The 26,108-nt window shown below is 46.8% G+C and carries 28 protein-coding genes; 21 read left to right on the forward strand and 7 right to left on the reverse strand.

Annotation, left to right across the window (positions count from 1 at the left end; all coding sequences use genetic code 11):
* Position 1 precedes the first annotated feature (1 nt).
* The 4 genes from ubiE (at position 2) to GV030_RS19485 (ending at position 3,598) form a co-directional block, all read left to right on the forward strand.
* Entirely contained in the window at positions 2-724 is a 723-nt protein-coding gene (gene ubiE / locus GV030_RS19470; RefSeq protein WP_159585025.1) for a bifunctional demethylmenaquinone methyltransferase/2-methoxy-6-polyprenyl-1,4-benzoquinol methylase UbiE, read from the forward strand.
* Entirely contained in the window at positions 673-1,446 is a 774-nt protein-coding gene (locus tag GV030_RS19475; RefSeq protein ID WP_159585026.1) for a porin family protein, read from the forward strand. The genes ubiE and GV030_RS19475 overlap by 52 nt, the downstream gene beginning before the upstream one ends.
* Complete coding sequence (locus tag GV030_RS19480) at positions 1,443-2,198, forward strand: SDR family NAD(P)-dependent oxidoreductase (RefSeq protein ID WP_159585027.1); 756 nt, start codon at positions 1,443-1,445, stop codon at positions 2,196-2,198. Before GV030_RS19475 ends, GV030_RS19480 begins: the two co-directional genes overlap by 4 nt.
* Before the next feature lie 71 nt (positions 2,199-2,269).
* The gene (locus tag GV030_RS19485; protein ID WP_159585028.1) at positions 2,270-3,598 is read left to right on the forward strand and encodes a saccharopine dehydrogenase family protein; all 1,329 of its coding nucleotides are present in this window, start codon (positions 2,270-2,272) and stop codon (positions 3,596-3,598) included.
* On the opposite strand, the gene GV030_RS19490 is transcribed toward GV030_RS19485, so the two are convergent.
* The 3 genes from GV030_RS19490 to GV030_RS19500 are packed head-to-tail and all read right to left on the reverse strand — an operon-like array spanning position 3,599 to position 5,332.
* Positions 3,599-4,255, reverse strand: coding sequence for a tRNA1(Val) (adenine(37)-N6)-methyltransferase (locus GV030_RS19490; RefSeq protein WP_159585029.1), 657 nt, complete (start codon positions 4,253-4,255; stop codon positions 3,599-3,601).
* A 49-nt stretch (positions 4,256-4,304) separates the two neighbouring features.
* A complete protein-coding gene (gene rnhA, locus GV030_RS19495; RefSeq protein ID WP_159585030.1) occupies positions 4,305-4,763 on the reverse strand; it encodes a ribonuclease HI in 459 nt (152 codons plus the stop codon).
* Positions 4,760-5,332, reverse strand: coding sequence for a MarC family protein (locus GV030_RS19500; protein WP_159585031.1), 573 nt, complete (start codon positions 5,330-5,332; stop codon positions 4,760-4,762). The genes rnhA and GV030_RS19500 overlap by 4 nt, the downstream gene beginning before the upstream one ends.
* Before the next feature lie 91 nt (positions 5,333-5,423).
* Here GV030_RS19500 and GV030_RS19505 point away from each other — a divergent pair, with 91 nt between their 5' ends.
* A complete protein-coding gene (locus GV030_RS19505; protein WP_159585032.1) occupies positions 5,424-6,737 on the forward strand; it encodes a tol-pal system YbgF family protein in 1,314 nt (437 codons plus the stop codon).
* Here the strand turns inward: GV030_RS19505 and GV030_RS19510 are convergent.
* Both GV030_RS19510 and aroQ read right to left on the reverse strand, forming a co-directional pair.
* Positions 6,715-7,779: an aminotransferase class V-fold PLP-dependent enzyme gene (locus GV030_RS19510; protein ID WP_159585033.1), complete on the reverse strand. Its 1,065-nt coding sequence runs from the start codon at positions 7,777-7,779 to the stop codon at positions 6,715-6,717. The two genes, GV030_RS19505 and GV030_RS19510, sit on opposite strands and share 23 nt — an antisense overlap.
* The gene (gene aroQ / locus GV030_RS19515) at positions 7,776-8,195 is read right to left on the reverse strand and encodes a type II 3-dehydroquinate dehydratase (protein WP_159585034.1); all 420 of its coding nucleotides are present in this window, start codon (positions 8,193-8,195) and stop codon (positions 7,776-7,778) included. Before aroQ ends, GV030_RS19510 begins: the two co-directional genes overlap by 4 nt.
* Here aroQ and xerD point away from each other — a divergent pair.
* The 10 genes from xerD to GV030_RS19565 all read left to right on the forward strand — a co-directional run bounded on the left by xerD (position 8,179) and on the right by GV030_RS19565 (position 19,471).
* Complete coding sequence (gene xerD, locus GV030_RS19520; protein ID WP_370519085.1) at positions 8,179-9,126, forward strand: site-specific tyrosine recombinase XerD; 948 nt, start codon at positions 8,179-8,181, stop codon at positions 9,124-9,126. The genes aroQ and xerD overlap by 17 nt on opposite strands.
* Positions 9,126-10,154 carry a quinone-dependent dihydroorotate dehydrogenase gene (locus GV030_RS19525; protein ID WP_159585035.1) on the forward strand — a complete coding sequence of 343 codons (1,029 nt, stop codon included), beginning with the start codon at positions 9,126-9,128 and terminating at the stop codon, positions 10,152-10,154. The genes xerD and GV030_RS19525 overlap by 1 nt, the downstream gene beginning before the upstream one ends.
* A gap of 37 nt (positions 10,155-10,191) precedes the next feature.
* Complete coding sequence (locus GV030_RS19530) at positions 10,192-12,738, forward strand: DNA translocase FtsK (protein ID WP_159585036.1); 2,547 nt, start codon at positions 10,192-10,194, stop codon at positions 12,736-12,738.
* 41 nt (positions 12,739-12,779) lie between these two features.
* Positions 12,780-13,409 (forward strand): outer membrane lipoprotein carrier protein LolA, encoded by a 630-nt coding sequence (locus tag GV030_RS19535; protein WP_159585037.1) that lies wholly within the window; start codon positions 12,780-12,782, stop codon positions 13,407-13,409.
* A gap of 92 nt (positions 13,410-13,501) precedes the next feature.
* Positions 13,502-14,323, forward strand: a complete 822-nt coding sequence (pyrF, locus tag GV030_RS19540) for an orotidine-5'-phosphate decarboxylase (protein WP_159585038.1) — start codon at positions 13,502-13,504, stop codon at positions 14,321-14,323.
* Positions 14,324-14,380: 57 nt separating this feature from the next.
* Entirely contained in the window at positions 14,381-15,652 is a 1,272-nt protein-coding gene (locus tag GV030_RS19545) for a DUF2851 family protein (RefSeq protein WP_159585039.1), read from the forward strand.
* Positions 15,649-16,854, forward strand: coding sequence for a hypothetical protein (locus tag GV030_RS19550; protein ID WP_159585040.1), 1,206 nt, complete (start codon positions 15,649-15,651; stop codon positions 16,852-16,854). Before GV030_RS19545 ends, GV030_RS19550 begins: the two co-directional genes overlap by 4 nt.
* Before the next feature lie 36 nt (positions 16,855-16,890).
* Positions 16,891-17,532, forward strand: coding sequence for an acetyltransferase (locus tag GV030_RS19555; protein WP_159585041.1), 642 nt, complete (start codon positions 16,891-16,893; stop codon positions 17,530-17,532).
* Positions 17,533-17,626: 94 nt separating this feature from the next.
* Positions 17,627-18,592: a rhodanese-related sulfurtransferase gene (locus GV030_RS19560; RefSeq protein WP_159585042.1), complete on the forward strand. Its 966-nt coding sequence runs from the start codon at positions 17,627-17,629 to the stop codon at positions 18,590-18,592.
* A 21-nt stretch (positions 18,593-18,613) separates the two neighbouring features.
* Complete coding sequence (locus tag GV030_RS19565; RefSeq protein WP_159585043.1) at positions 18,614-19,471, forward strand: nucleoside phosphorylase; 858 nt, start codon at positions 18,614-18,616, stop codon at positions 19,469-19,471.
* Positions 19,472-19,474: 3 nt separating this feature from the next.
* Here GV030_RS19565 and GV030_RS19570 read toward each other — a convergent pair whose 3' ends face one another.
* A complete protein-coding gene (locus GV030_RS19570; RefSeq protein ID WP_159585044.1) occupies positions 19,475-19,765 on the reverse strand; it encodes a hypothetical protein in 291 nt (96 codons plus the stop codon).
* Between the two features lie 95 nt (positions 19,766-19,860).
* Between GV030_RS19570 and GV030_RS19575 the strand changes: the two genes are divergently transcribed.
* The 6 genes from GV030_RS19575 (at position 19,861) to GV030_RS19600 (ending at position 25,080) form a co-directional block, all read left to right on the forward strand.
* The gene (locus GV030_RS19575) at positions 19,861-21,426 is read left to right on the forward strand and encodes a cell wall metabolism sensor histidine kinase WalK (RefSeq protein ID WP_159585045.1); all 1,566 of its coding nucleotides are present in this window, start codon (positions 19,861-19,863) and stop codon (positions 21,424-21,426) included.
* Entirely contained in the window at positions 21,404-22,102 is a 699-nt protein-coding gene (locus GV030_RS19580) for a response regulator transcription factor (protein WP_159585046.1), read from the forward strand. Before GV030_RS19575 ends, GV030_RS19580 begins: the two co-directional genes overlap by 23 nt.
* Positions 22,103-22,200: 98 nt before the next feature.
* Positions 22,201-22,548, forward strand: a complete 348-nt coding sequence (locus tag GV030_RS19585; RefSeq protein ID WP_159585047.1) for a hypothetical protein — start codon at positions 22,201-22,203, stop codon at positions 22,546-22,548.
* Positions 22,541-23,128: a superoxide dismutase family protein gene (locus GV030_RS19590; protein ID WP_221413414.1), complete on the forward strand. Its 588-nt coding sequence runs from the start codon at positions 22,541-22,543 to the stop codon at positions 23,126-23,128. Before GV030_RS19585 ends, GV030_RS19590 begins: the two co-directional genes overlap by 8 nt.
* 240 nt (positions 23,129-23,368) lie before the next feature.
* Entirely contained in the window at positions 23,369-23,941 is a 573-nt protein-coding gene (locus GV030_RS19595) for a hypothetical protein (RefSeq protein ID WP_159585049.1), read from the forward strand.
* 146 nt (positions 23,942-24,087) lie between these two features.
* Entirely contained in the window at positions 24,088-25,080 is a 993-nt protein-coding gene (locus tag GV030_RS19600) for a beta galactosidase jelly roll domain-containing protein (RefSeq protein ID WP_159585050.1), read from the forward strand.
* Here the strand turns inward: GV030_RS19600 and GV030_RS19605 are convergent.
* Positions 25,077-26,105 (reverse strand): hypothetical protein, encoded by a 1,029-nt coding sequence (locus GV030_RS19605; RefSeq protein ID WP_159585051.1) that lies wholly within the window; start codon positions 26,103-26,105, stop codon positions 25,077-25,079. The two genes, GV030_RS19600 and GV030_RS19605, sit on opposite strands and share 4 nt — an antisense overlap.
* Positions 26,106-26,108 lie beyond the last annotated feature (3 nt).

Consider the following 26,108-nt stretch of genomic DNA (forward strand, 5'->3'; position numbering starts at 1 on the left):
TATGAGCGTAGTACCGTACAAAGATAAGCAGGGGAGTAAGAAAGAACAGGTTGCCACTATGTTTGATAACATCAGCGGCAATTATGACTTCCTCAATCACTTTCTCAGTCTGGGCATAGATATAGCCTGGAGAAAAAAGGCCATCCGGCAGCTAAAGGATCTCCAGCCCAAGCAAATACTGGACATAGCCACCGGAACGGGCGATTTTGCCATAGAGGCACTAGCACTGAAACCGGATAAAGTCACCGGTGTAGACATCTCAGAAGGGATGTTGGCGGTGGGTCGGCAAAAAATGAAGAAAAAAGGCCTGGATCAAAAAATCGAATTGTTATCGGGAGATTCTGAGGCACTGCAGTTTGAAGACAATAAGTTTGACGCTGTGATCGTTTCATTTGGCGTACGGAATTTCGAACATCTGGAAAAAGGTCTGGCGGATATGTATCGGGTATTAAAGCCCGGAGGGAGAACAGTTATTTTAGAGTTTTCAAAACCAAAATCCTTCCCCTTCAAGCAACTGTATCATTTTTATTTTAAGTGGATTTTACCTAAAATAGGCAATACTATTTCCAAAGATCAGGCCGCTTATACTTACTTACCAGAGTCTGTAAGGGCATTTCCTGATGGCCAGAATTTTTTAGAGATTTTAGAAAAAGTCGGCTTTAAAAACACTCAATGCAAACCACTAACCCTGGGCATCAGCTCCATCTACATAGGTACAAAATAATTGTATTCGCACTTATTTTGATGATGGCCCTACCCGGGTACACTCAGAATGAGGCCAGCGAAAACCTCTTAGACTATGATGCTCAGTGGATTCACTATGGTTTTCAAATAGGCCTCCACAGCTCCAAATATAAGATCAGGTACTCCGACGCTTATGCCACTGATGAGCTGGACTCCCTACACTCTATAGTACCTGGCAACCTGCCAGGCTGGAAGGTGGGTTTCGTGGTGGATATGAACTTACACAAGTACCTTAGTTTTCGAATACTACCCACCGTCGGTTTTTATGAGTACGACCTTACCTACAGGTACACAGACGGGCGAGAGCTACGTGAACTGAAGCCTGCTACCATGGTGGAGCTACCCATGCTCCTCAAATACAAATCTTCCAGAAGAGGCAATGTGGCCATGTACGTGGTGGGTGGCCTTAGCCCCGCATTTGAAGCGGCCGGCAAAGGGGACCAACTGGACACCCGTGAGCGACTGGAACTCCGCGACTGGAACGTGTCGGTGGATGCCGGCGTAGGATTTGACTTGTTTTTCCCCTTATTTAAATTTTCCCCGGAAGTACGCTATTCGTGGGGGCTAAGAGACATGCTGACCGACGGTACCAACACCTATGATGTAGCTCTGAAAAGGCTGAGTTATCAGAACATCGCATTCTACGTCACCTTCGAAGGAGGCCCAACGTACCTGCGGGAAGCCAAAAAACGTCGACGATGAGTAAACCCATAGCATTGATCACCGGCGCCACCAGTGGAATTGGTGAAGCTACCGCCAGATGCCTGGCCAAAGATTATCGATTAATTATCTGTGGCCGGCGCCAGGATCGGTTAACCAAGTTAGAAAAAGAGCTTGCCGAAGAAACTGAAGTCACAACCCTTTCATTTGACGTTCGGGACAGACTGGCGGCAGAGACTGCAATAAGCGGTTTACCAGCCAAATGGCAATCGGTGGATGTGCTGATCAATAACGCAGGGAATGCCCATGGGCTCAGTGCGATCCAGGATGGACAAGTCGCCGACTGGGATGCCATGATCGACATCAACGTGAAGGGTCTGCTCTATGTAAGCAATGCCGTCATCCCTGGCATGGTGAGCCGACAAAAAGGACACATCATAAACATAGGATCCGTAGCAGGTATAGAAGTATATCCTAAGGGAAATGTCTACAATGCGTCAAAATATGCTGTGGATGCCATATCCAAAGGGATGCGACAAGACCTAATCACTGAGGGGATCAAAGTATCTGAAATCAAGCCAGGCCTGGTCCAAACTGAATTTTCAGCCGTCAGGTTCAAGGGCGATCAGGAGCGCGCAGAAAAAGTCTATGTAGGATTTGACCCCTTGCAAGCTCAGGACATAGCAGAGACCGTGACCTTTATCCTATCCCGGCCCGCCCATGTAAATATTGCCGACATGCTGGTGCTGGCAGGTGCCCAGGCCTCGGCTACCATGGTGCACAAGAAAAATTAAAAGGGCCTTGCAATGGCTCACGCTTCCATTAGGTTTGCGGTAACAACATTACCCTAAAACCCTGATTTTTTATGAAGCATATTTTGGTTCTGGGAGCCGGGCGCTCCTCTACCTCACTGATCAATTACCTCCTGGAAAACGCTAAGGAAAACGACTGGAAAGTGGTGATTGGCGAAAAGGATACCTCCATTGCCAGAAAGAAATTTAAGGATGCGGATGTCATCGAGTTTGATATCAATGACAAAGCCCTGGCCACGGCGCAAATCACCAATGCTCAGCTAGTCATCAGCATGCTACCCGCCAGCCTACACCCCATCGTGGCAGGCATTTGCGCTGAAATAGGCCGGGACATGCTCACCGCCTCTTACATCTCTCCTGAAATCAAAGCCCTTTCGGATCAATTTGCAGCCTCGGGAAATCAATGCATCATGGAACTGGGGCTAGACCCGGGTATTGATCACATGTCTGCCATGAGGGTACTGGATCGCATCAAAGCTGCGGGGCACACGCTTACCTCATTTGAAACCTTCACAGGAGGTCTGCTGGCAGAAGACAAACTCAAGGAAAACCCCTGGGCCTATAAGTTTACCTGGAATCCCCGAAATGTCGTTTTAGCCGGAACTGGCAATGTGAAATTCCTTCAGGAATCCCGTTTCAAATACATTCCCTATCACAAACTTTTCAAGCGGACTGAAATCATTCACATACCGGGATATGGCCATTTCGAAGGCTACGCCAACCGTGACTCGCTCAAGTACCTTGATCTATACAAGCTGCGGGGCATTCAGACCCTCTACCGAGGTACCCTGAGAAGACCGGGGTTCTGCAAAGCCTGGGACATTTTTGTGCAGCTAGGGGCTACAGATGATACTTATGAGATGGAAAATGTGTCTGAAATGACCCACCGGCAGTTCATCAACTCCTTTTTGATGTTTAACCCGCACGATTCGGTGGAGCTCAAGCTGGCCCATTACCTGAATATCGGGTTGGAATCTGATGAGATGTATAAACTCAACTGGCTGAATATCTTCTCTGAAGAACCAGTGGGGCTGGACAAAGGAACCCCCGCACAAATACTGGAGCACATCCTCAAGAAGAAATGGACACTTGACGATACTGACAAAGACATGATTGTGATGTGGCACAAGTTCAGCTATCTGGACAATGGCCGACCTAAAGAGATACAGGCGCACATGATCGCGCTGGGTGATGACCCGGTGAACACTGCCATGTCCAAGACCGTGGGACTGCCCCTGGCGATCGCCGCAAAAATGATTCTTCAGGGAAAAATTAAAACAACAGGAGTCTCTATCCCCACTCAGCAGGAAATCTACGAACCCATCCTGGATGAGCTGGAGAACATGGGCTTTGAGTTTTCTGAGAGAGAAACGGTCTCCTAGCTACAGATGGAGATAAAAATCTCTTAACAACTTCACAAAGCCGGAGGTGTAACCACCATCTCCGGTTTTAATATAAAAATCCTCCACTACCGGATCCACCTTCTGGTAGGCGTATTGACCCATCACTCGAAAAGGTAATGCCCCAGGGCTGTCGTACACTTGCAGTGCCCTTTGGAGAAAAAGTCCTGATCCCATAGCCAGGTCTGCAAATTGCTTAGCCTCCCTAACAGGATAGAGTACAAATGCCTCTCCTTCCTCATGCAGCAGCCGGCAAAGAGCATCAATTAAATCCGGCTGGCTCAGTTCGGCATCATGCCTTGCCCTGTTGATGGATTTGGAATCGGATCGTTGTGATTGGCTGTAAAAGGGGGGATTAACGATGATCAGGTCATACCGCTGAGAATTTGTAAAGGACTGAACATCAGTAATGATCATCTGAATGCGCTCGTGCCATGGACAGGCCTCAAAGTTCGCCTGAGCCTCGGTGGCTGCCGGCCCATCCACCTCCACGGCATCTATCTGGGCTGTTGAGTTTGCCTGAGCCAGCATCAGGCTAAGCAGACCAGTGCCCGTACCTACATCCAAAACCGTGCGTGGAGCCTTGCAAACAGTGCCCACCCAGGCTCCAAACAGACACCCCTCGGTGGTTACCTTCATGGCTGATGCCGACTGGTCAATTCGAAATTGCTTGAATTGAAAATAGGAATTAGGCACTTTGCACTTCCTCGAAAAACTTATCCACTTTCAGTCCGGCTCCTTCCGCTGCCTGCACCGCCAGCTCATCGCAGCGTTCATTTTCAGGATGTCCGGCATGCCCCTTCACCCATTGAAACTTCACTTTGTGCTGCCTGTATATCTTCAGAAAGCGCTGCCACAGGTCCGGGTTCTTTTTTCCTTTGAAACCCTTCTTTTCCCATCCAAAAACCCAACCTTTCTCTACTGCATCTACCACATATTTGGAGTCAGAGATGATGAGCACCTCCCATCCGGGCTTCTTAATGGACTCTAAACCGGCGATCACTGCCAAAAGCTCCATTCGGTTATTGGTGGTCATCCGAAAGCCTTCGGACAGCTCCTTTCTCTTGCCCCGAAAGTCCAGAATGGCTCCGTAGCCTCCGGGTCCGGGGTTGCCCTTGGCTGCTCCATCTGTGTATATTTTGATCATAGAGTCAATAAGTGGGTCTTGAATATTTTGATCGCAATAGAGAGCAAGATAATTCCAAAAACCTTTCTAAGAATATTAAAACCACCCGCACCTATCTTTCGCTCCAGCCAATTGGAAGACTTAAGCACCAGGTACACGAAAATCAGGTTGAGGACTATACCCACCAGAATATTGGTGGTGGCATAGACGGCCTTGAGTGAAATGAGGGTGGTCAGTGTTCCGGCACCAGCTATGAGCGGGAAAGCCAGGGGCACGATGGAGGAAGACGACAAATCCTCATGATCCGATCTGAAAAAATGAATCCCCAACACCATTTCCAGACCTATAAAAAACATAATCAGCGCTCCGGCAATAGCGAAAGAACCTATATCAATGCCGAAAAGATTGAGGATTCCCTCTCCCAGGAAAAGAAAAAGAATCATCAGCGCCCCGGAGGCTATGGTAGCCTTTTCAGATTGAACATGCCCGGCCTTTTTACGTAAGTCTATGATGATTGGCACACTCCCCAGAATGTCTATCACTGAAAAAAGAATCAGCGAAACAGAAATAATTTCCTTAAAATTGAACATCCGTACTAAAATTTTCAGGCAAAGCTAAGTTGGATTTCAACGAACACAGACTTTTTTTATCAATTTGGTTAAAAATTAATATGGCGCTCCTATGCAAAAAATAATCGTTCTCTTGGCCCTTGTAAGTATCGGATTTTCAGCCTCCTCGCAAGCCGGATGGAACTGGCCTGAAGATGAGACCATGAATGCAGCAACCAAAGAGAAGCAGGCCTACTATAAAGTACTGATGCAAACAGATAAGTATCAGGAAGCCTTCACCACGATCAACTGGCTCTACAAAAACACCCCCAACCTGCACGAATCCATCTATCAGGATGGCTCCAAAATCATTGACGAGCTATTGGAATTGCCAGACCTCTCAGACAACCGCAAAGCTGCGCTGGAGGATTCACTACTCTGGACCTATGACATGCGAATGAAGTACTTCAACGACAAAGCTTCAGTGCTTGACCGGAAGGCTTATACGGCTTTTAAACTCTACTATCGCAATGCCTCCAAATATGCCATGCTGAGGGAGCTGTATAAAGAGCTCTATACATTTAGTGCCTCTGATATCTCAGACTTCAACCTGACTCCATATATGACCCTGGCTACTTACTACTACAAACAAAAGCCAGCTGAACTCTCCGCTACAGACGTACTGGACATCCATGGCAAGATCACCTCGGTGATCGATGAGAAGATCATGCAAGGGGGAAACAAGGAAAAGCTACAAAAAGAGCAGGACAAGATCGATGCCTTTCTGAATTCCCTTGGGGACATTATTAGTTGCGAATTTATCGAAGAGCAGCTGGTTCCCAAGTTTAAATCCAGCCCCGAAGATCTGAACCTGGCTAAAAAAATATTTTCATATTCCCTCTCTGCCAAATGTACAGATCAGCCTTATTTCATTTCCGCCGGAGAAGTGTTCTTTCAGTCGGCACCCTCCTATTCTCTGGCCAAAGCACTGGCGGACAAATACTACTTTGCTGGAAAATATGACAAATCCATGTACTACTATCAGCAAATGGAAGACCTGGCACTGGACAATGAACAAAAATTTGATGCTTTGATGGGGCAAGCCTCCACAGAAGTAAAGCTTGGCAATAAGAAAAAGGCTCGATCAGTAGCCTACGAAGCATTGAGTGTGAAACCTGGTGCCAGCGCGGCTTTCAACCTGATTGGAAACCTATACTTTCTAAGTTTCGAAGAATGCAAAGCCGGAGAGAGCAAAGTAAAGGATCGTGCGGTGTATTTGGCGGCTTATGAAATGTATCAGAAAGCAGGTAACACCGAGCAAATGAATGCTTGCAAAGAACAATTCCCCTCAATAGAGGACATTTTCAATGAAAGCAGGGAAGAAGGCTCTAAAATCACCGTAGACTGCTGGATCAACGAGTCAGTTACCTTGCAGAGACGCCAGTAAAACTCCTGAGAAACTCCATCAACTTCTCTACCTCTTTGTTCTTGATAGCAGGGAAGTTAGCAACCCGAAAAGTAGAAGATTTCCAGGGGCCATAGCCATTGCCTAAAATGATACTTTGCTCTTTGGCTCCGGATTTCAATTCTTCCATTCGGCTGGTTTCGAGTGCCAGTACCGTTCTGGAGCGCACTTTCTCATTGGTAATCAAATAGTTGATTTGATCCTGAGCATCCACAAAAGACACATATTCTTCCATACGCTTCTCCAGTTTGCTCTCAATGTAGTCAATCCCTTTGGTGGCCTGCTGTGTTTTGTAGAGCAGATAGATCCCCAGCACATTGGGTGTATACTGCGTTTGGTTCTTCCTGGTATTTTCCAGGATATTCAACAAACTGTTATAGTGATCCCGCTCCCCAATTTTCTCGGCAGTCTGTACGGCAAAAGGAGAAAGAATCATGACACCCATACCTGCTGGCAATCCCAGGCATTTCTGCACTGAAGCATACCACACATCAGCCAGCGTAAAGTCAAGTTTAACCCCACCAAGCGATGACGTGACATCTACGGCAATGATTTTCCCGACATTTTCTTCCCGCAACATTTTCAGGCTTTTCATAGACACCTGAGTAGCGTTGGATGTTTCGTTTTGTGTCACACAGAGCACATCGGCCTTTTTGGCGATATCCCCGGTAGGTAGCTCCTCATTGATCCCAAAATGGGTATTGATGGTAGAGGTGAGTTTACCGGCATAACTTGCCCATTTTTCTCCAAAGGCTCCATTGTAAAAATGCTGGCTGGCCTTTTGCGTAAGCGACTGTGCGATGATCTCCCAGTTTTCAGTAGCTGAGGATATAAAAGCGATTTCGTAGTCTGCGGGAATTTGAAGTTTTTCACGCAACTCCTTCTTGGTGAGCTCCATCAGATTCATGAAATCCTCACTTCGATGATTCACGGACATGATGCCGTCCATGTAGGCCTCGTAAATGTATTCCGTGATATTAGAGTAGACCCGAGAAGGCCCGGGATAAAAATTGGCTACTTTCATTGCTCCACAAAGTATTTGATGGCCAGGTCGTACCCTTTCAATCCCAAACCTGTAATAATTCCCTTTGCATTTGTTCCGGTCTGGGTATGTGTTCGGAAAGCCTCCCTTGCGTGGATATTGCTGATGTGTACCTCCACCACAGGTGATTTGATGGCTGCTATGGCATCTGCCAGTGCCACGGAGGTGTGCGTATAGCCCCCCAGATTGACAATAATACCATCATAATCAAACCCCACCTCATGTAATTTGTCGATCAGCGCCCCCTCATGATTGGATTGGAAATACTCCAGTGTAATATCCTTATGAGCCGACTGAAGGTCTGCAAAGTAGTCTTCGAACTTCTGACTTCCGTAAATATCTGGCTCGCGCTTGCCCAGTAGGTTCAAATTGGGTCCGTTGATGATGATTATTTTCATGTTCACAGTTTCTCAGACTAAATTCGCCATGGTGAGTTGGGACGTTTATATCAAGCAATTTCGTAATTATCTAAAACTGGAACGGTCGCTTGCCGGCAATTCCATAGAAGCATACGTGCGAGACATCACGAAATTACGTGAGTTTTTCGAAATCAAAAACTTAGAGGTCTCCCCATTGAAAGTTTCTCAAGCGAATTTGGTGGATTTCATCGAGTTTCTCAATGAGCTAGGCATGTCTCCATACACCCAGGCCAGAATGTTGTCCGGGGTAAAAGGGTTCTTCAGATTTCTACTTTACGAGCAGTTGATAGACAAAGACCCCTCTGAGCTTTTGGAATCTCCCAAAATAGGCCGAAAGCTACCCGACACGCTGGAGTTTCACGAAATAGAGGCCCTTCTTGCAGAAATCGATCTGTCTACTGATGGGGGCACCCGAAACCGGGCCATGCTGGAGACCCTCTATAGCTCGGGCCTGCGTGTAACGGAACTCATCGAACTGCGGATCTCCAACATTTACGTGGAAGAGGGATTTGTCCGGGTCATCGGAAAAGGCAGTAAAGAACGCCTCGTGCCCATCGGGCGGGAAGCCCTCAAGTACATCAGGCTTTATAAAGATCACGTGCGGGTCCACCTGGACATCAAGAAAGGTCATGAGGACTTTCTCTTTCTCAATATGCGGGGATCACACATCTCCCGCATTAGTGTTTTCACCATCATCAAAGACCTGGCACTCAAGGCCGGCATCAATAAGAGTATCAGCCCACACACTTTCCGACACTCCTTTGCTACACATCTGATAGAGGGCGGAGCGGATTTACGAGCCGTACAGGAAATGCTGGGTCACGAGTCCATCACCACCACAGAGATTTATACTCACCTTGACAGAGACTATTTAAAACAAATCATCAACGAATTTCATCCGAGAAGCTAATGTATCAACTCGCCAAGAAGTTTTTATTCAGCATGCCAGCAGAAAAGGCCCACCATTTCACCACCAAGACAATGCGGGCATCCTTCAAAATTCCTTTGGTCAAAGCCATTTTCAAATCCATCTATCAACTGGAGCACCACAAGCTTGAACGAAAGCTTTTCGGACTTACCTTTAAAAACCCAGTAGGGTTGGCTGCCGGATTCGACAAAAACGCCGAGTTCATTCATGAGTTTGCAGCCATGGGTTTTGGCTTCATCGAAATAGGAACGGTGACTCCCCTAGCCCAGCCCGGAAACCCGGAGCCACGGCTCTTTCGCCTGCCCGGGGATCATGCACTCATCAACCGGATGGGCTTCAATAACAAAGGCATGCATGCCGCCAAGGAAAACCTCCAGCGCAAGCCCAAAGGGATCATCATTGGTGGAAACATTGGCAAAAACAAAGTAACCCCCAACGAACAAGCCACTGATGATTACCTGAAGTGTTTTGATGTGCTCTACCCAGAGGTGGATTACTTCGTGGTGAATGTGAGCTCCCCCAATACTCCTGATTTGCGTAAGCTTCAGGACAAGGAGCCCCTGGAGGCGCTGCTCCGGTCGCTGCAAAAAGCCAACAGGAAAAAGCCCAATCAGAAGCCCATTTTGCTGAAGATCGCACCAGATCTGACCAACTCACAACTGGATGACATCATAGAGATCGCGGGCAATATAAACCTGGACGGCATCATCGCCACCAATACCACCATAGACAGAAGTGGCCTGCAGGAATCTGCCGAAAACCTGGAGTCCATAGGTGCTGGTGGATTGAGTGGAGCACCTGTTTTCAAAAGATCCACTGAAATCATACAATATCTGCGAGCCCAAAATCGTGATATACCTATCATTGCAGTGGGGGGAATATTAAGTGGTGCCGATGCCCTTGAAAAACTAGCCGCTGGGGCCAATCTGGTACAGGTATATACCGGACTGGTATATAAAGGACCTGCACTCATCAAGGAAATCAATCAGGCAATCCTGGCAAATGCTTGATGAAGGGGGGATTCTCCATTACTTTTGTACGATTCACATGGCACAAAACACCTATAAAAAACAAAATCAGTCGTCTTCCAAGTCATTCAATTTCAAATTGGATTTTTTGAATGACCGCAAACTTCATCTTGCAGTTGGCTTCTTTTTGTTGCTCACGGCTTTCTTTCTGTTTGTTTCCTTTATCTCTTACCTGAGTACGGGCAAGGCCGATCAGAGTGTGGTAGAAGCATTTCTGCATACCAACATCAAAGAATCGGGCCAGGAGGCACAAAACTGGTTTGGCAGCATAGGGGCCATTACTGCACACTTCTTTATTTTCCTATGGTTTGGGCTGTCGGCGCTACTCATCCCGCCATTCCTCTTTTTAGTTGGCCATAGAATCATTTGGAAAAAACGAATTGTCTCCCTCACCAAAGCCTTTTCCTTTTCCCTTTTCTACCTGCTCTGGCTGAGTATTTTCATTGGCTACTTCATGCTCAGCTCAGACGAAGTGAGTGAGTGGGGCTTTCTTAGTGGCGGCACCGGTTTTGAGCTGGCCATCATCCTTGACGGGCTCATGGGATGGGGTGCACTCCTTTTTCTGATTTTTCTCTTTCTGGTATTCAATATGTACTTCTTTGACATCACTCAGGTGCCGGTGGTGGATGATCTGGTGCTCAACCTGAAAGAAAAAGCGGCTGGCATCTTCAGGAAACCTGAACCCATAGCGAATGACGCTGAAGACGAATACAGCGAGGATGAGGACGAGCCATCCGACGAAACAGACAACTCACTTGACTTCATCCTGAAAAAAGTAAAAGAAGAAGTAGAAAAAGAGGAAAAGTCACAGCAACCAGCTCCTGCGCCACCTGAAGAGGAGGAAGAGCCAGAGGATGAAGAGGTGGCCGAAGTAGAAACCTGGACATTGGAAGACAAGCCAAAGCCCAAAAAACCGACCCCTAAGGAAGAACCGGAATTTCATATTGAGCTACCGGAAGACCTCATAGAGAAGCCCAAAAAAGAAGAAGAATTCAGCATAGAGGTAGAAATCCCGGAAGACCATGAAGTGCGCGTGGATCATACCGAAAACTATGACCCTACACTGGACCTGCCAAAATACCGATACCCTACTCCCGAGCTGCTGATTGATTATCCGCAGCGCGATGTTCAGGTATCCAAAGACGAGCTGGAGCAGAATAAGGACAAGATTGTAGAGACCCTGATCAACTTCAAGATTGGCATTTCCAGTATCAAAGCCACCATTGGTCCTACTGTTACCCTCTATGAGATTGTGCCGGAAGCGGGAGTGAAAATCTCCAAAATCAAGAACCTGGAAGATGATATTGCACTAAGTCTGGCAGCGCTTGGCATTCGTATCATAGCACCTATACCAGGGCGTGGTACCATAGGGATAGAGGTGCCTAACAAAAACCGGGAAATGGTGGATGTGAAATCCGTCATCACCACCGAGAAGTTCATGAAGAGCACCATGGACCTGCCCATCGTCTTGGGTAAGACCATTTCCAACGAGGTGTTCGTGACCGACCTGGCAAAAATGCCGCACCTTCTCATGGCTGGAGCTACCGGACAGGGAAAATCTGTCGGGCTCAACCTGATCATCACCTCGCTGATCTACAAAAAGCACCCCTCTCAGCTCAAGTTCGTGATGGTGGATCCGAAGAAAGTGGAACTCACACTTTTCAATAAACTGGAACGCCACTTCCTGGCCAAACTTCCGGATAGTGATGAAGCCATCATCACTGATACGACCAAAGTGGTGAACACCCTGAACTCGCTCTGCATGGAAATGGATCACCGCTACGACCTGCTGAAAGATGCGGGCTGCAGAAACCTAAAAGAGTACAACAAGAAATTTGTTGGGAGAAGGCTCAATCCACAAAAAGGACACCGCTACCTCCCTTACATCGTACTGGTGATCGATGAGCTGGCTGACCTGATGATGACTGCCGGCAAAGAAATCGAAACCCCCATTGCACGTCTGGCGCAGCTGGCCCGTGCCATAGGCATACACCTCATTGTGGCTACTCAACGGCCTTCTGTCAATGTGATTACAGGTATCATCAAAGCCAACTTCCCCGCCCGTCTGTCATTTCGGGTAACCTCTAAAATTGACTCCAGAACCATCCTGGACACAGGCGGAGCTGATCAGTTGATCGGGCAAGGTGATATGCTGCTCTCCATGGGATCGGACCTTATCCGTCTGCAGTGTGCTTTTGTGGACACACCGGAAGTGGATGGAATTTGTGAGTTTGTGGGTGACCAGCGTGGGTATGACGATGCCTATCTCCTGCCAGAGTATGTTGGTGACAATGAGGGCTCCTCGGAAGTAGGCTCTGTGGACCTTTCTGAGCGTGATTCCCTATTTGATGATGCCGCCCGACTGATCGTCATGCACCAGCAGGGGAGCACCTCTCTCATTCAGAGAAAAATGAAACTCGGCTACAACAGGGCCGGCAGACTGATTGATCAATTAGAAGCCGCCGGGATCGTGGGATCCTTTGAAGGTAGCAAGGCCAGAGAAGTTTTAGTGCAGGATGAGTACGCTTTGGAACAGTTATTGAATGACATCAACCAAAAGCATTAAAAATAACCAAATTGCGAAAGCATAATTAGACAAGAAAGGACATGAGAAAATTGATTTATCTAATAGCGGCAGTCTGTTTCGCCTTCAACACACAGGCTCAGTATGACCCTGATGCGTTGGCCGTACTCAATGCAATGAGTGCCAAATACAAAAAAATAGGCGCTTACTCTGCTGACTTTTCGCAAGAGCTCATCAATGAAAGCGCTGAGATCAATGATAAAATATCTGGAAACATCCTGGTAAAAGATGATAAGTACGTGCTAAAAGTGGCCGGTCAGGAGATATATAACAATGGCACCGATGTATACAGCTACAGTGCAGAGCTTGACGAGGTAACGGTGAACACCTACCAACCAGAAGATGAGGAGATCACTTTGGGCAACATCTATGATTTGTACAAAGACGGGTTCAAATACGTACTGATGTCTGTGAATAAAGATGGTTCCAGAATCGTGGAACTAGATCCTGTAAGCAAGGATAAAAGCTACTACAAGATCCGACTCCAGATTGACAAGAATGATGACCTCAAGAAATTTACCGTCATGGAGCGATCAGGAAACAAATACATCTACACCATTGAAAAATTTCAGGTGAAAAATGATGTGAAAGACTCCTTTTTTACTTTCGATGAAAGTAAATACCCTGGCGTGGAAGTCATCGACTTCCGATAAGAACCTAAATAGAAATTGGCATGAATACATGCCAATTTCCATTTTCACCCCTCACAATAATGTTTAAATTGCCTTAAATTTTCTCCTAAGGCATGACCCGGCAACAACTATTTGACAAGATCAAGGAAAAAGAATCTTTCCTGTGTGTAGGACTGGACACAGATCTGGAAAAAATCCCTAAGCATTTACTAGCGGCGGAAGATCCCATCTTTGAATTCAACAAACAGATCATAGATGCCACCTATCCGTATGCCATTGCCTACAAGCCCAACCTGGCCTTTTACGAAGCCCTCGGCAGCAGAGGTCTGGCCTCTTTGGAGAAAACCATGGAGTATATGCCTGATGATGTCTTTACCATCGCAGATGCCAAGCGCGGCGACATAGGGAATACCTCAAACATGTATGCCAAAGCTTTTTTTGAAAACATGAATTTTGACTCAGTCACGGTAACCCCCTACATGGGCGAAGACTCGGTCACACCTTATCTCAATTATTCCAGAAAGTGGGTCATCTTATTGGCAGCCACCTCCAACAGCGGTTCTTTCGACTTTCAGGAAGTGCTCATAGAAAACTCAAGTGAAAAGCTCTATGAACGCGTGATTCGCACCAGTGCCACCTGGAGCAACCCTAACAACATGATGTATGTGGTAGGTGCCACCCGGCCCGAATCGCTGGTAGGAGTACGGGCACTTGTCCCGGATCACTTTCTACTCATACCTGGTGTAGGTGCTCAGGGGGGCAGTCTCTCCCAGGTTTGTAAGTACGGAATGAACCGGCAGTGTGGGCTCATAGTCAACTCCTCCAGAGGTATTATCTATGCCGGAAACGGAGAGGATTTTGCACAGAAAGCCGCTAAAGCTGCCCAGGAAGTACAGGTACAAATGGCCGCCGAGCTTCAGAAGCATTTTGGCTAAGAAGGGCTCAAGAAAGCCACAATAGCACTATATTAGGGTTCATCAAACCGCCCGTCTATGGATGAATACTTTCTGCAGTTTCTCTGGAAATTTCAAAAGTTCGAGTCAAAGGAGCTGATTCTCTCCAAAGGAAGCAGTCTGACCGTTTTCCAGACAGGGCATCAGAATCATCACTCTGGGCCCGATTTTCTGGAAGCCAAAATCAAAATAGATGACCTCACCTGGTCTGGCTCTGTGGAAATACACTACAAGTCCTCTGACTGGAACCGACACAAACATCAAACTGACAGGGCCTATGAGAACGTCATCCTTCATGTAGTTTGGATCAATGATGGTGATATTCTGATCAATGAAGAACCCCTCCCTACCCTGGAAATGTCTCAATATGTGGCCACCAATCTGGAACAGGAGTACCGCAGATACATCAACCAGCCAGAGGTGATTCGCTGCGGCCCCAAACTTGGGGATATCCCACAGATCCAGATCAGCGCAATGATCGATCGGGCGGTTGCCTCACGTCTGCAGGAGAAGAGCGTGCGTGTGCTGGATACGCTTGAACAACTAGGGGGCGACTGGGAAGAAACAGTCTACCAGACGTTGGCTCGAAATTTTGGATTCAAAACCAATGCAGAAGCTTTTCTGAAGCTGGCCTCTTCCCTACCTTATCATGTCATCCGCAAACATGCCGGCAAGGAACAGCAGATCTACGCCCTTATTTTCGGAATGGCAGGCTTTCTGGAGGATCCTGTGGATGAGTATCAGGCCAGTTTGAGTACTGAGTTTAGCTACCTGGCCAAAAAGTTTCAACTCCACCGAATGCTGGATAGGCACCATTGGAAACATGCCAAAATGCGACCTGCCAATTTTCCCTCTGTGAGGCTGAGTCAGTTTGCAGCTTTTCTTACACAGGAAAATCAACTCCTGGCCAACCTTCTGAACATTTCAGGTCGGAAAGAGGCCGTTGGCTTTCTCCAAAAAAGCCTGCCGGACTACTGGAGCTCACATTTCGATTTCGGAAAACCCACAACCAAAAGTCCGAGAATAGGCACAAAATCCATTGAAAACATCATTATCAATTCACTGGCCCCTGTTTTGGGTGCTTACTCCAAATACCTGGATGAAGTCATTTATCTGGAGCGTGCCCAGCACATCCTGGAGCAACTCCCCCCTGAGTCCAATCACATCATACAAAAGTGGATAGACCGGGGCATAACCCCCGGCAATGGGGCAGAGACTCAGGGTCTGATCTATCAATACCAGTCGTTTTGTACACCAAAGAAATGCTTAAGGTGTAATATTGGGATGTTTATACTTAACCCACCCAAATGATTCAGCTTTTGAGCATCTTGTTTCTGGCTGGACTGGCCTATCTCCTACAGCCCGGTGCTACCCTCCGGCTAGTTTACTGGAGCGGGTTGGTCTTTAGACTGTGCTGTGGACTAGCGCTTGGGTGGTTCTATCTGGTTCACTTAGGTGCTGGCGACACGGTTTACTTCCACGAGCAGGCCACCGCCCTCTTTCAGCTCTCCATTGATTCTTTTTCAGAATATACCCGCTCTCTCCTCACCGCGCAACATCCGGTCTATATGGGAGAAGCCAGAAACGAGTTTTTTGTTAAAATCCTGAGCATTCTGTACCTAATTACCGGTGGAAACTACTGGATGAGTGGACTTTATCTTTCGTTTGCCGGATTTTATGGCAGCTGGTATCTGGTGACTCGCATTCATCAGCATCATCCCAGGTACTTTTTAGCGGCTGTTGTTGCCTTTCTCTTTCTCCCCACGGCCATGTTCTGGTCCTCCGGTGTGCTGAAAGATCCCATCGTCAACGGTGCGCTGTGTATGCTGGCAGGCTTCTGCATCCGCTATTGGCACCAGACCACCAACCGGTTGAGAGAATACTTTCTGGTCGGGAGTGGGTTGTTGGTACTCTTTTATCTAAAATTCTACCTGGTGGCCATAGCCGCCCTGTTTATGGGGGTTTTGGCATGGGCCAAAGTGCTGAATGCTTTGGTATCCCGAAAAACATATAAACTACTCTTGACTTTGGGCTGGATTGTTTTGATGGGGGCGCTGGTGACACAGGTCAACAAAAACCTCCACTTTGACCAACTGCCCTCTGCGGTGTACAATACTCATCAGATAATTTACAGTGATTCGGATCCTGACAAAACCCTCCATTTCCCTGATCTGGAACCCACTTACACCAGTTTGATTCAGCACTTACCCAAAGGTTTTATTGCCGGGCTGTTCAGACCTTTCATGTGGGAAGTCAGGGGACCTTTGATGGTAGGAGCAATCCAAAGCCTTGTTTTTCTACTCTTATTTTTCTACAGCCTCTTTCATTCGCATCGCTATCGATTTACCGCTTTGAGTTGGATAGCAGTAGGCTACATTGCTGCTCTGGCCACCTTTCTACCTCTGGTATCTCCAAACCTGGGGTCACTGGAGCGCTACAAGGCCGCTTACCTGCCCTTCCTGCTCTTTATTCTGCTCATCATTCCTGTGAAGAGATTCCTTTCTAAAGAATAGGCTTTTCACTACCTTTGCAGCCTGATTTTCAGGACTATGGAGAAACCAGTTATCATTTTCGGAGCAAAGGGTATCGGCAAAGCCGCACTAGAGATTTTCAAAAGCAACCGCGTGGTTGTCTATGGGTTTCTGGAAGATGACGCAGAGATGCACGGCCAGGAGATAGATGATGTGACCGTATTAGGCAAAACAGACGATCACGGCTTTATCAAACTGATTGGTCAAAAAACAGAGGCCTTTGTAGCCACGGATGACAATGCCCTTCGCAAAAGACAGGTGAAGATGCTCATGGACACCCGCAAGGTGATGCCCACCAACGCCATCCATGATGCTGCGATCATTTCCAACTCTGCCGTCATTGGACATGGTAATTTTATCAATGCCCGTGTGACCCTGGGTGCCAATGCGGTCATTGGCCAGCATTGCCTTATTCACACTGGGGCCACCATTGAGCATGAGGTGAAAATGGGTGATTTTGTGCAAGTGGGAGCAGGCACCACCATCAACTCTGGAGTAGAGATCGCCAACGAAGCCTTTATTGGTAGCGGCTCTCTGATTGTAGCCGGAGTGAAAATTGGTAAAAAAGCCCGGATCGGTGCAGGATCGGTGGTCATCGCTGATGTGGCAGATGGCAAAACCGTTTTTGGTAACCCGGCCACCGTCATCGACTCAAAATAATCTTTTATAATGCCTTTTTGAGGCTCATTCGTTTAATTTGCTGTTTTAAACCACTATTCCTTTTTCAAACACCTTGCCGAAACAAGGCTCAGTTATGGAAGCAGAATACTTAAACCTACTTTACTATTGCTATTCGAGGATCGAGGATCCCGAATTATTCAGAGAGCAACATCACCTCAAATGTCTGGAACTCAATCTTAAAGGCCGCATTATTGTGGCCTCAGAAGGGCTCAACGGCACTGTTTCTGGCTTGCGAGCGGATTGTGAGCAGTACATGAAAGATGTACAATCAGACCCGAGGTTCAGCCACGTGGAGTTTAAAGTGGAGTCTGTGCCAGATCACACCTTCACCAAATTGCACGTGCGAGTGAAGCCCGAGATCGTGCACGCCAGCCTCCCTCACATTGACCCTACCAAACGAACCGGTGCCTATGTGGAACCGGACGAATTCAGGAAAATCTTGAAAGAGCAGCCCGAAGACACGGTCATTCTGGATGTACGCTCCAACTATGAGCACGAAGTAGGCAAATTCAAAAACGCCATTACACTGGACATTGAAAATTTCAGAGACTTTCCTGAAAAAGTAAAGGAGCTGGAATCGCTCAAAGATAAAAAAGTGATCACCTACTGCACCGGCGGTATTAAATGTGAAAAAGCCAGTGCATACCTCCTGGAGCAGGGATTCAAAGACGTACATCAGCTCCATGGTGGCATTATCAAATATGGCATAGAAGCAGAAGGGGAAGATTTTGAGGGAAAATGCTATGTTTTTGACAATCGGATCGTCAAAGACCTCAATAAGGTGAATCCAAAAATCATTTCCAGGTGCTATGTGACGGGAGTTCCCAGTGACCGAATGGTCAACTGCGCCAATCCGCACTGTAACAAGCACATCCCTATGAGCGAAGAGGGCGCCCGTGTATACAATGGCTGCTGCTCTGAGGAGTGTGCTAAAAATCCGGATGTGAGGCCTTATGATGGCACCGGGTTTTACCAAAAGGAAATGAACGGATATAACCCATATCGAGGGCTAAAGCGCCAAAAAAGTACCAGCTCTTAACATCTTAGAAAAATACTCCCTATGGCCAAATTTTCTGAAACAGATCTCATCATCAATCCGGATGGGAGTATTTATCACCTCAACTTAAAACCTGAGAACGTTTCTGACAAAATCATCACGGTGGGTGACCCCAGCAGGGTTCACCGTGTATCGCGCCATTTCGACAAAATAGAGTTTGAAATGAACAAACGTGAGTTCATCACGCATACAGGCACTTACAAAGGCAAAAGACTCACCGTCATCAGTACCGGAATGGGCACGGACAATGTAGAGATCCTGATGAATGAGCTGGATGCGGTATTCAATATTAACCTGAAGACCAGGGAGCCAAAGCCTAACCCTACACGCCTGAAAATCATCAGGATCGGTACGTCGGCAAGTATACAGAACGACATCCGACTGGGGAGTCATGTGATGAGTGAATACGGGATAGGTATGGACCCGATGGTTCATTTTTATCAAATGGAAATGGAGGGTCTGGAGCTTGAAGTGAGTCAGGCCTTACAAAAAGAAATAGGACTGCCCTACCTGCCCTATTGCGTACGGGGCTCCGATGAACTCATCGAGCAGTTTCGGGACAAAACCGTACTGGGCAACACCGTAACCTGTCATGGATTCTATGCGCCACAGGGCAGGTCACTCAGAGTGCCCATCCGTTACCCAGACCTGGTGGACAAGCTCAATTATTTTCATGTAGGTAATTTCTGGCTGACCAACCTCGAAATGGAAACAGCCGGGTACTACGCCCTGGCCAAACTGTTGGGCCATGAAATGATCAGCATGAATGCCATTATTGCCAACAGGATCAGGAATAAGTTTTCGAAAGACCCCAACAAAGTGGTGGACTCCCTTATCCGAAAAGTACTGGAAACAATCTAGAAATTATTTGGATGCTGAGTTATCCTTGAACATCGCCTCGATGGCCTTTTTCAACTCCTGTATGGCACTGGACAAATGAGACTTGGCATCCTGCCATTTGCCTTCATTTTTTCCCTTGTAGCTCTCAAAGTCCTTCTCCAGTTTCTCCTTTTTCTTCTTTAGCTCCTGGATCTTCTTCTCCACATCCTCGCGCACATCACCACTGGCATTTTTGGTTTCTACAATGAGTTGATCAATCTTTTTGCCAAGTTCAGCTAATATTTTCTCTACTTGTCCTTTAGTGTCGTTTGCCATTGGTTTGTTATCTGGTTCGTTAAGGAAATTAAAGATAAGGTCAATTATTTCCAACCATTGAGTTATACATTTATATCTTAGGCCCTTTAGACCCCATGAAATCCGCTGCAAACAGGCTCATCATCACTGTCATTGGCACCATTCTGCTGCCAATTATCGTGTATTCGGTATACGAGATTTCTTCCATCACAGAAGATGAAGAGGTCATTGAAAAAGTGTATCATGAACAACTCAATGCCATTATTTTTTCCGTAAATCAGTTTTCTGATGATAATCTCAGCAGCATTCTGAATAAACTGGAAGACAACCTGAGTGACTCTCTCACCCTCTCTGATGCCGAGCCTTTTCTGGCATTCAGTAATTTCAATGTGCTACTCCTTAAAGCTGCAGATTCCTCTCAGGCCAGGGCTGTGGTATTAAATGACCGACTCAAACCAAGAAACTGGCTGGCACTGCAAGACTCCCTGCTAGCCGCCAATCCCGAACTGAGTGAGCAGCTCCTGAGGTACAAAGCTGGAGGTTACCGCAAAATAGAACCCATAGGCACCATTAGGCTTGATGGTGAAAACCAACAGATCATCCGGGCAGTGCTCGATACTAAAATGGGCGAAATCCAGCTCACGGGTCTCCTCAGCATTGAAGGCTTTGCCAATAATGTACTGGCTCCAAAACTCCAGCAAATAGCAGAGGGTGAGCTGGTCATCACTCTGGGTTATTCGGCCACCAACCAACTCGTTTACCTGACCGACTCTCTCACCAATGATGTCATCCTTCGGAAAAGCATGTGGCTATTTCCTGACCTGGAAGTAGGGATCAGCTCCAGTAGCAAAACAGTGAAAGAACTGGTGGAAGAGCGAATGTATTATAATCTCGGCTCCTCTCTCCTGCTCATTTCCCTGCTCATCTTTGGCTTCAGTCTCGTGGTAAGAAACTTCAGAAGGGAAATGCACCTGGCTCAGACCAAGTCTGATTTTGTGTCCAACGTTTCGCACGAACTCCGAACACCGCTCTCACTCATCAGTATGTTTGCCGAAACTTTGTTTTTGGATCGGGTGCCCAGCCAGGCAAAGCGCAAAGAATACGAAGAAATCATTCTCAAGGAAACCAATCGTCTGACCAATATTGTCAATAAGATCCTGAACTTCTCGCAGATAGAAGCCAACAAACGCACTTACACCCCCACCCGCACTGACATCAATGAACTGCTTCGGGAGGTCATCCACGACTATGCCTATCACATCGAAAAAAACGGATTCACGCATAGTTGTGAACTCACAGAACCCCTTCCTCAACCCCTTGTGGACCGGGAGGGCCTATATGAGGCATTGGTCAACCTGGTGGACAATGCCATCAAATACAGTGACCAGGAAAAAAACCTGGTATTCAGAACTGGTCAAAAGGGCAATGCCGTGTACCTGGAGGTGGAAGACAAGGGCATCGGTATTGCCACAGACAAGGTGAAGCAGATCTTTGAGAAGTTCTACCGGGTGACGGACGGCAATGTGTACACCACACAGGGCGCCGGGCTTGGACTGGCATTGGTGAGCCACATCATGGATGCGCACAATGGGGACGTTGAGGTGGAGAGCACCCTCGGAAAAGGCAGTACGTTTAGATTAGTATTTTATCTTGAAAATCATGGCGAAAATATTAGTAGTTGAGGATGAACCCAACCTCCGGATTGGCCTAAAGGACAATCTGGAGTATGAACAATTTGAGGTAGTATTGGCCCGAGATGGCGTGGAAGCACTCCATCATCTGGACGGAGACCTTTTTGATCTCATTTTACTGGATGTGATGATGCCCAAAATGTCTGGTTTTGATGTGTGTAAAACAGCCAGAAAAAACGGTGTAGTGACCCCCATCATCTTTCTGACAGCCAAGGGAGAAGAGATAGACAAAGTGCTGGGCCTGGAATTGGGTGCGGATGACTATATCACCAAACCTTTCAGCATCAGAGAATTAATTGCCAGGGTGAAGGCCGTATTGCGCCGTGCACCGGGTGCCGTCAGTCCGGAAAAGGAAGCAATCCCTGAACAGCTACAGATTGGATGCCTCACCGTAGACTTCACCCACTATGAAGCCCGGCACACGACTCAGGGTCAGATGAAAATGTCACATAAGGAATACGAGGTACTTCTCTATCTCTACCAACACAAGAATGAAATCGTAAGCAGGTACCAGCTTCTGGAAGATGTCTGGGGGTATGACACCCAGCCCACCACACGCACGGTAGATAACTTTATTTTGAAATTAAGACAGAAAATAGAACTCAACCCGAATGACCCCAAACACATTCTGACCGTGCACGGAGCAGGTTACAAAATGCTTGTTTGAGATGAATCTGATTCTATTTTGTAAAAAAACAAAAATGTTGAAGTGGGGAACTTTTGATTTTATAAAACGTCTATTACCTTTCGACCAAAATTCGAACAATGCAACCTTCTAAACCACGTGTAATTAAAGACTTTGAAAAGTTGGATGAGAATCTGCAGGAGCAGATCAAGCTGGCCTATCCCTATGGTTTTTACGATTCTTTGATACATTTCTACAATAAGGACGGTAAGAAGGTATCGGCTTTGCCCTTTGAAACCGACGACAGGTATTACATGGTGCGCATGACCGTGGCAGAAGCCAAAGCAATCATCGAAGACGATGAGGATTTTGATGACGATGGTAACCTTAAAGACGAGATCAAGGACGACTATGAGAGCAAATACTCAGATGTGAGCTACATGAGTGACTACATTTCTGATGATGAGCCCACAGATGACGATGATTAAATTCATCCCGTTGATCACGTTACTTTTGCTGCTCGTCAGCTGCAAAGAAGATACCCAGACACCAGATCAGCCTGACACAACAGCGACAGCTTATTTATATGGTATGCTCTCTGTCACCGACTCTACCTATCTGATCGGTGAAGCGCCCTATGGACAAGCGACTTTCAGCCAGAAAGACAGTGTGGTCACCATCACTATAGCGCTGGAGCACTTTCCCCCCAACACCATTCATGCAGTACACCTACATCAGGGTGGCTGCGAAATGCCAGGCATGCACTGGAATCTTGGAGAACCCATGACCACCCGATTCTGTAATGAAACCAGCCTAGGCATCCCCTGGGCCAAACCCATGGCCGGCGATGTGGGTAATGTGAGCGTCGGCTATGATGGATCCGGGGTTTTCACCATCAAAACCGATCTTTGGAGACTGGGTAGCCAGGACCATCGAGACATCCTTGGGTTGTCCATCATTATCCATGAAGCTTATGAGGATTTTATCACCGAGTGCGATCCTTCACACACCCATAATCACACACATCCAAACGCCAAAGTGGCTTGCGGAATCATCACCCTGGACTGACAGCAGCCCCCCATCCTCTTATATCCCTTTTTAACCATCAAATATTCAGATTAATAAAAAACAAACGATATCATATTCAATATTCGCAACGTTTATCTACTTTTACTGAACATATATATACAAAACGGTGACATTTCGTGACAATCGTTGACTGAAGAGTGACAAACTTGGCTGGATTAGCCCGTATGATTGTATTGTAAAACAAGAACAATCGAACCAACAGGTCAAAACTCCAAAATCATGAAAAAACTAACAATGTCAGCAGCCGTACTCCTAACAGTTATGAGTGTGGCCTTTGCAGCCGGGGATGGCACAAATGAAAACAGGGCAAGAGTAATTGCCAGCAAGAGTGATATATTCAAAGTATTGTATGTAAACAGTGAATCTTCGGTGGTCAAAATACGACTCAGAGATCATGAGGGTAAGCTAATCCACACTGATCGGGTGAAGAATGAAGGTGGTTTTATGAAGCCATACGATCTCTCAAAACTCGAAAACGGAACCTACTATTTGGAACTAACAGATCAGTATGGCGTATTCAGTGAAAAAATAGAGCTACTACCTGAAAAAGAAAGTAGCACCCTTTCAGTAAAAGCACTGGAAAACAAAAAATATGAACTGTCTGTAGAACAAAATGAAAAACTACCTTTGCTCCTGACTATCTACAACTCTAATGAGGAGGTGTTATACAAGGAGAGGTATCAGGATATGAAAAACTTCTCACGAGTGTATGATCTATCCCAATTTGATTCTCAAAACTTTGTATTTGAACTCACAGACCATAACTCTACAAGAATTGTCTCTGTAGATTAAAAATATACTTCTTTATACTATTACAAATGCCTTCCTGATTCAGGAAGGTTTTTGTTTTTTATGACAACCAGTGACAATCATTTACAGCCAGATGACCACCAATAATTCTAAAGACAGTATAATTGAATAGACATTTTAACGATTAAATGAAATCCTTCATAACACTACTCATTTTCATTTTACCGCTGGTTGGCATCTCCGATGATCTACGCCGGGTGGTGGACCTTCGTGGAGAATGGCGCTTTTCCATAGGCGACAATCCCAGGTGGGCCAACCCAGACTTTGATGACCATAACTGGGAGAAAATCTTCGTGCCATCTGCATGGGAAAATGAGGGGTTTAGTGGGTTTGATGGCTATGCCTGGTATAGAATCACCATAGACCTTCGCGGGCTATCCGAAAACAATCTATATCTCGTGCTCGGCTACATCGATGATGTAGATCAGGTATTTCTCAATGGTGAAATGATTGGTTTTTCAGGATCTTTCCCTCCCAGATTTTATACTGCTTACCAGTCTTTCAGGCGATACCGCATTCCACCTGAGCTACTCAATAAGGATGGTAAAAATGTCATCGCGGTGAGGGTATATGATACCGTACTGGATGGCGGCATCATCAAAGGCGATGTGGGCATCTACACCAACAGAAATGAACCCGAAAAAACCCTGCTCCTCGAAGGACTGTGGCGCTTTCAGGAGGGAGACAATGAGCGTTGGAAAGAAAACGACTATGACATCAGTGATTGGGAGTACATGATGGTGCCCAGCTTCTGGAAGAGCATGAAATACTCACGCTTAGAGGGGGTTATTTGGTACAAAAAAGAATTCGTCTTACCTCCGCAGCTACAGGAAGAATCCATGCTCATGCTGGTACTTGGCAAAATAGACGACTTTGACCATACGTATCTGAATGGCGTACTCATAGGCTCCACCAACGACGGAAAGCCACTGGGATACTCCAACTCCTGGCATCAGTACAGGGTGTACCCCATCCCCAATGAGCTTCTGAACAGGAAGGGCAAAAACATTATCTCAGTGCGGGTAAAAGACATTGGGGGAAACGCCGGAATCTACGAAGGACCATTGGGCATCGTTCCCTTCTCCAACTACAGGCAACTACTCAACGCCCGGGACTACTAATTACCTGTACCATACCACCGGGCAATCACCGCCTCGGCAGGTTTGCCCTGAGGAGTAAAAGACAGGTCCTGAGGTCCTCCATGACGTTCGTCAAAATGCCACTTCCAGAAGAAGCCTCCGGCAAACCAGGGCTCCTTCCAAAGCACTTCATAAAGCGCCTGGTAAGCCCGCGCTTGTAGCTCCATATTCACCTGGTCAGCCGATTGTGAAACTTCCCAATGATTACCTACTGCTCCATTGGCACTCTGATATCCATACTCTGCAAAAAGGATCGGCTTATGGTAGAGGGCCCCAAACGATCGTAGCTTCCTGACCAATGGTGCCCATGCCCTTTTGATAGTGGCAACATCCGGGTCCTTCTCATGCACCAGTGGAAAATAGGCATCCACTCCGATATAGTCCATTTGATCCCAAAACGGGACATTTTCATAGTTATCCCAATTGGCTGCATACGTGAGCTGACCATGGTACTCCCTTTTAATGTCCTGAATAAGCTGACTCCAATATGCCGGCCGTTTCACCACTGCCACCTTATACTCTGTGGCAATACAAAACAGCTCTACCTGCATTTTCTCAGCCAGCCTGGCATAGGCCATGGCGTATTCCCTATAGTGTGCTTCCCAAATTTTCCATTTTTCTTCACTGTCCAGGTCAAATTCACCAATCCAACTACCCCGCTGCCATACATGTGGCTTCAGCATTACTTTGAGACCGCAGGCATGTGCCAGCCGTATCAGCTCCTCCGCTCCCTCCAGCCGCTCCCCCCACCATTGTCGCTCATGGTTGAAATGCACCTCCGGCTCATTTTCCCGGCTAAAACCAAAAGGGATCACTGCCACCCAGTCCCCATTCACCCTCCGAACTGCATTCATTTGTGTCGAATCGATCACGAAATGTGGATTAACAAGACTCACCCCATTGATCCTTGATGATAACAGCACAGTAGATTCATCTGAGCTCATCACCATCAAAGCGCTCAGGGCGATGATCAATACGAGCAGGAAAACAAAAACCTTTCGGAACATTAA

The sequence above is a fragment of the Marinoscillum sp. 108 genome, assembly GCF_902506655.1.
Taxonomy (GTDB): Bacteria; Bacteroidota; Bacteroidia; order Cytophagales; family Cyclobacteriaceae; genus Marinoscillum; species Marinoscillum luteum.

Coding starts and splice junctions, on each gene's coding strand:
- ubiE (WP_159585025.1), top strand. CDS start 2: ATGAGCGTAGTACCGTACAAAGATAAGCAGGGGAGTAAGAAAGAACAG.
- GV030_RS19475 (WP_159585026.1), top strand. CDS start 673: ATGCAAACCACTAACCCTGGGCATCAGCTCCATCTACATAGGTACAAA.
- GV030_RS19480 (WP_159585027.1), top strand. CDS start 1,443: ATGAGTAAACCCATAGCATTGATCACCGGCGCCACCAGTGGAATTGGT.
- GV030_RS19485 (WP_159585028.1), top strand. CDS start 2,270: ATGAAGCATATTTTGGTTCTGGGAGCCGGGCGCTCCTCTACCTCACTG.
- GV030_RS19490 (WP_159585029.1), bottom strand. CDS start 4,255: ATGAAGGTAACCACCGAGGGGTGTCTGTTTGGAGCCTGGGTGGGCACT.
- rnhA (WP_159585030.1), bottom strand. CDS start 4,763: ATGATCAAAATATACACAGATGGAGCAGCCAAGGGCAACCCCGGACCC.
- GV030_RS19500 (WP_159585031.1), bottom strand. CDS start 5,332: ATGTTCAATTTTAAGGAAATTATTTCTGTTTCGCTGATTCTTTTTTCA.
- GV030_RS19505 (WP_159585032.1), top strand. CDS start 5,424: ATGCAAAAAATAATCGTTCTCTTGGCCCTTGTAAGTATCGGATTTTCA.
- GV030_RS19510 (WP_159585033.1), bottom strand. CDS start 7,779: ATGAAAGTAGCCAATTTTTATCCCGGGCCTTCTCGGGTCTACTCTAAT.
- xerD (WP_370519085.1), top strand. CDS start 8,179: ATGATGATTATTTTCATGTTCACAGTTTCTCAGACTAAATTCGCCATG.
- aroQ (WP_159585034.1), bottom strand. CDS start 8,195: ATGAAAATAATCATCATCAACGGACCCAATTTGAACCTACTGGGCAAG.
- GV030_RS19525 (WP_159585035.1), top strand. CDS start 9,126: ATGTATCAACTCGCCAAGAAGTTTTTATTCAGCATGCCAGCAGAAAAG.
- GV030_RS19530 (WP_159585036.1), top strand. CDS start 10,192: ATGGCACAAAACACCTATAAAAAACAAAATCAGTCGTCTTCCAAGTCA.
- GV030_RS19535 (WP_159585037.1), top strand. CDS start 12,780: ATGAGAAAATTGATTTATCTAATAGCGGCAGTCTGTTTCGCCTTCAAC.
- pyrF (WP_159585038.1), top strand. CDS start 13,502: ATGACCCGGCAACAACTATTTGACAAGATCAAGGAAAAAGAATCTTTC.
- GV030_RS19545 (WP_159585039.1), top strand. CDS start 14,381: ATGGATGAATACTTTCTGCAGTTTCTCTGGAAATTTCAAAAGTTCGAG.
- GV030_RS19550 (WP_159585040.1), top strand. CDS start 15,649: ATGATTCAGCTTTTGAGCATCTTGTTTCTGGCTGGACTGGCCTATCTC.
- GV030_RS19555 (WP_159585041.1), top strand. CDS start 16,891: ATGGAGAAACCAGTTATCATTTTCGGAGCAAAGGGTATCGGCAAAGCC.
- GV030_RS19560 (WP_159585042.1), top strand. CDS start 17,627: ATGGAAGCAGAATACTTAAACCTACTTTACTATTGCTATTCGAGGATC.
- GV030_RS19565 (WP_159585043.1), top strand. CDS start 18,614: ATGGCCAAATTTTCTGAAACAGATCTCATCATCAATCCGGATGGGAGT.
- GV030_RS19570 (WP_159585044.1), bottom strand. CDS start 19,765: ATGGCAAACGACACTAAAGGACAAGTAGAGAAAATATTAGCTGAACTT.
- GV030_RS19575 (WP_159585045.1), top strand. CDS start 19,861: ATGAAATCCGCTGCAAACAGGCTCATCATCACTGTCATTGGCACCATT.
- GV030_RS19580 (WP_159585046.1), top strand. CDS start 21,404: ATGGCGAAAATATTAGTAGTTGAGGATGAACCCAACCTCCGGATTGGC.
- GV030_RS19585 (WP_159585047.1), top strand. CDS start 22,201: ATGCAACCTTCTAAACCACGTGTAATTAAAGACTTTGAAAAGTTGGAT.
- GV030_RS19590 (WP_221413414.1), top strand. CDS start 22,541: ATGATTAAATTCATCCCGTTGATCACGTTACTTTTGCTGCTCGTCAGC.
- GV030_RS19595 (WP_159585049.1), top strand. CDS start 23,369: ATGAAAAAACTAACAATGTCAGCAGCCGTACTCCTAACAGTTATGAGT.
- GV030_RS19600 (WP_159585050.1), top strand. CDS start 24,088: ATGAAATCCTTCATAACACTACTCATTTTCATTTTACCGCTGGTTGGC.
- GV030_RS19605 (WP_159585051.1), bottom strand. CDS start 26,105: ATGTTCCGAAAGGTTTTTGTTTTCCTGCTCGTATTGATCATCGCCCTG.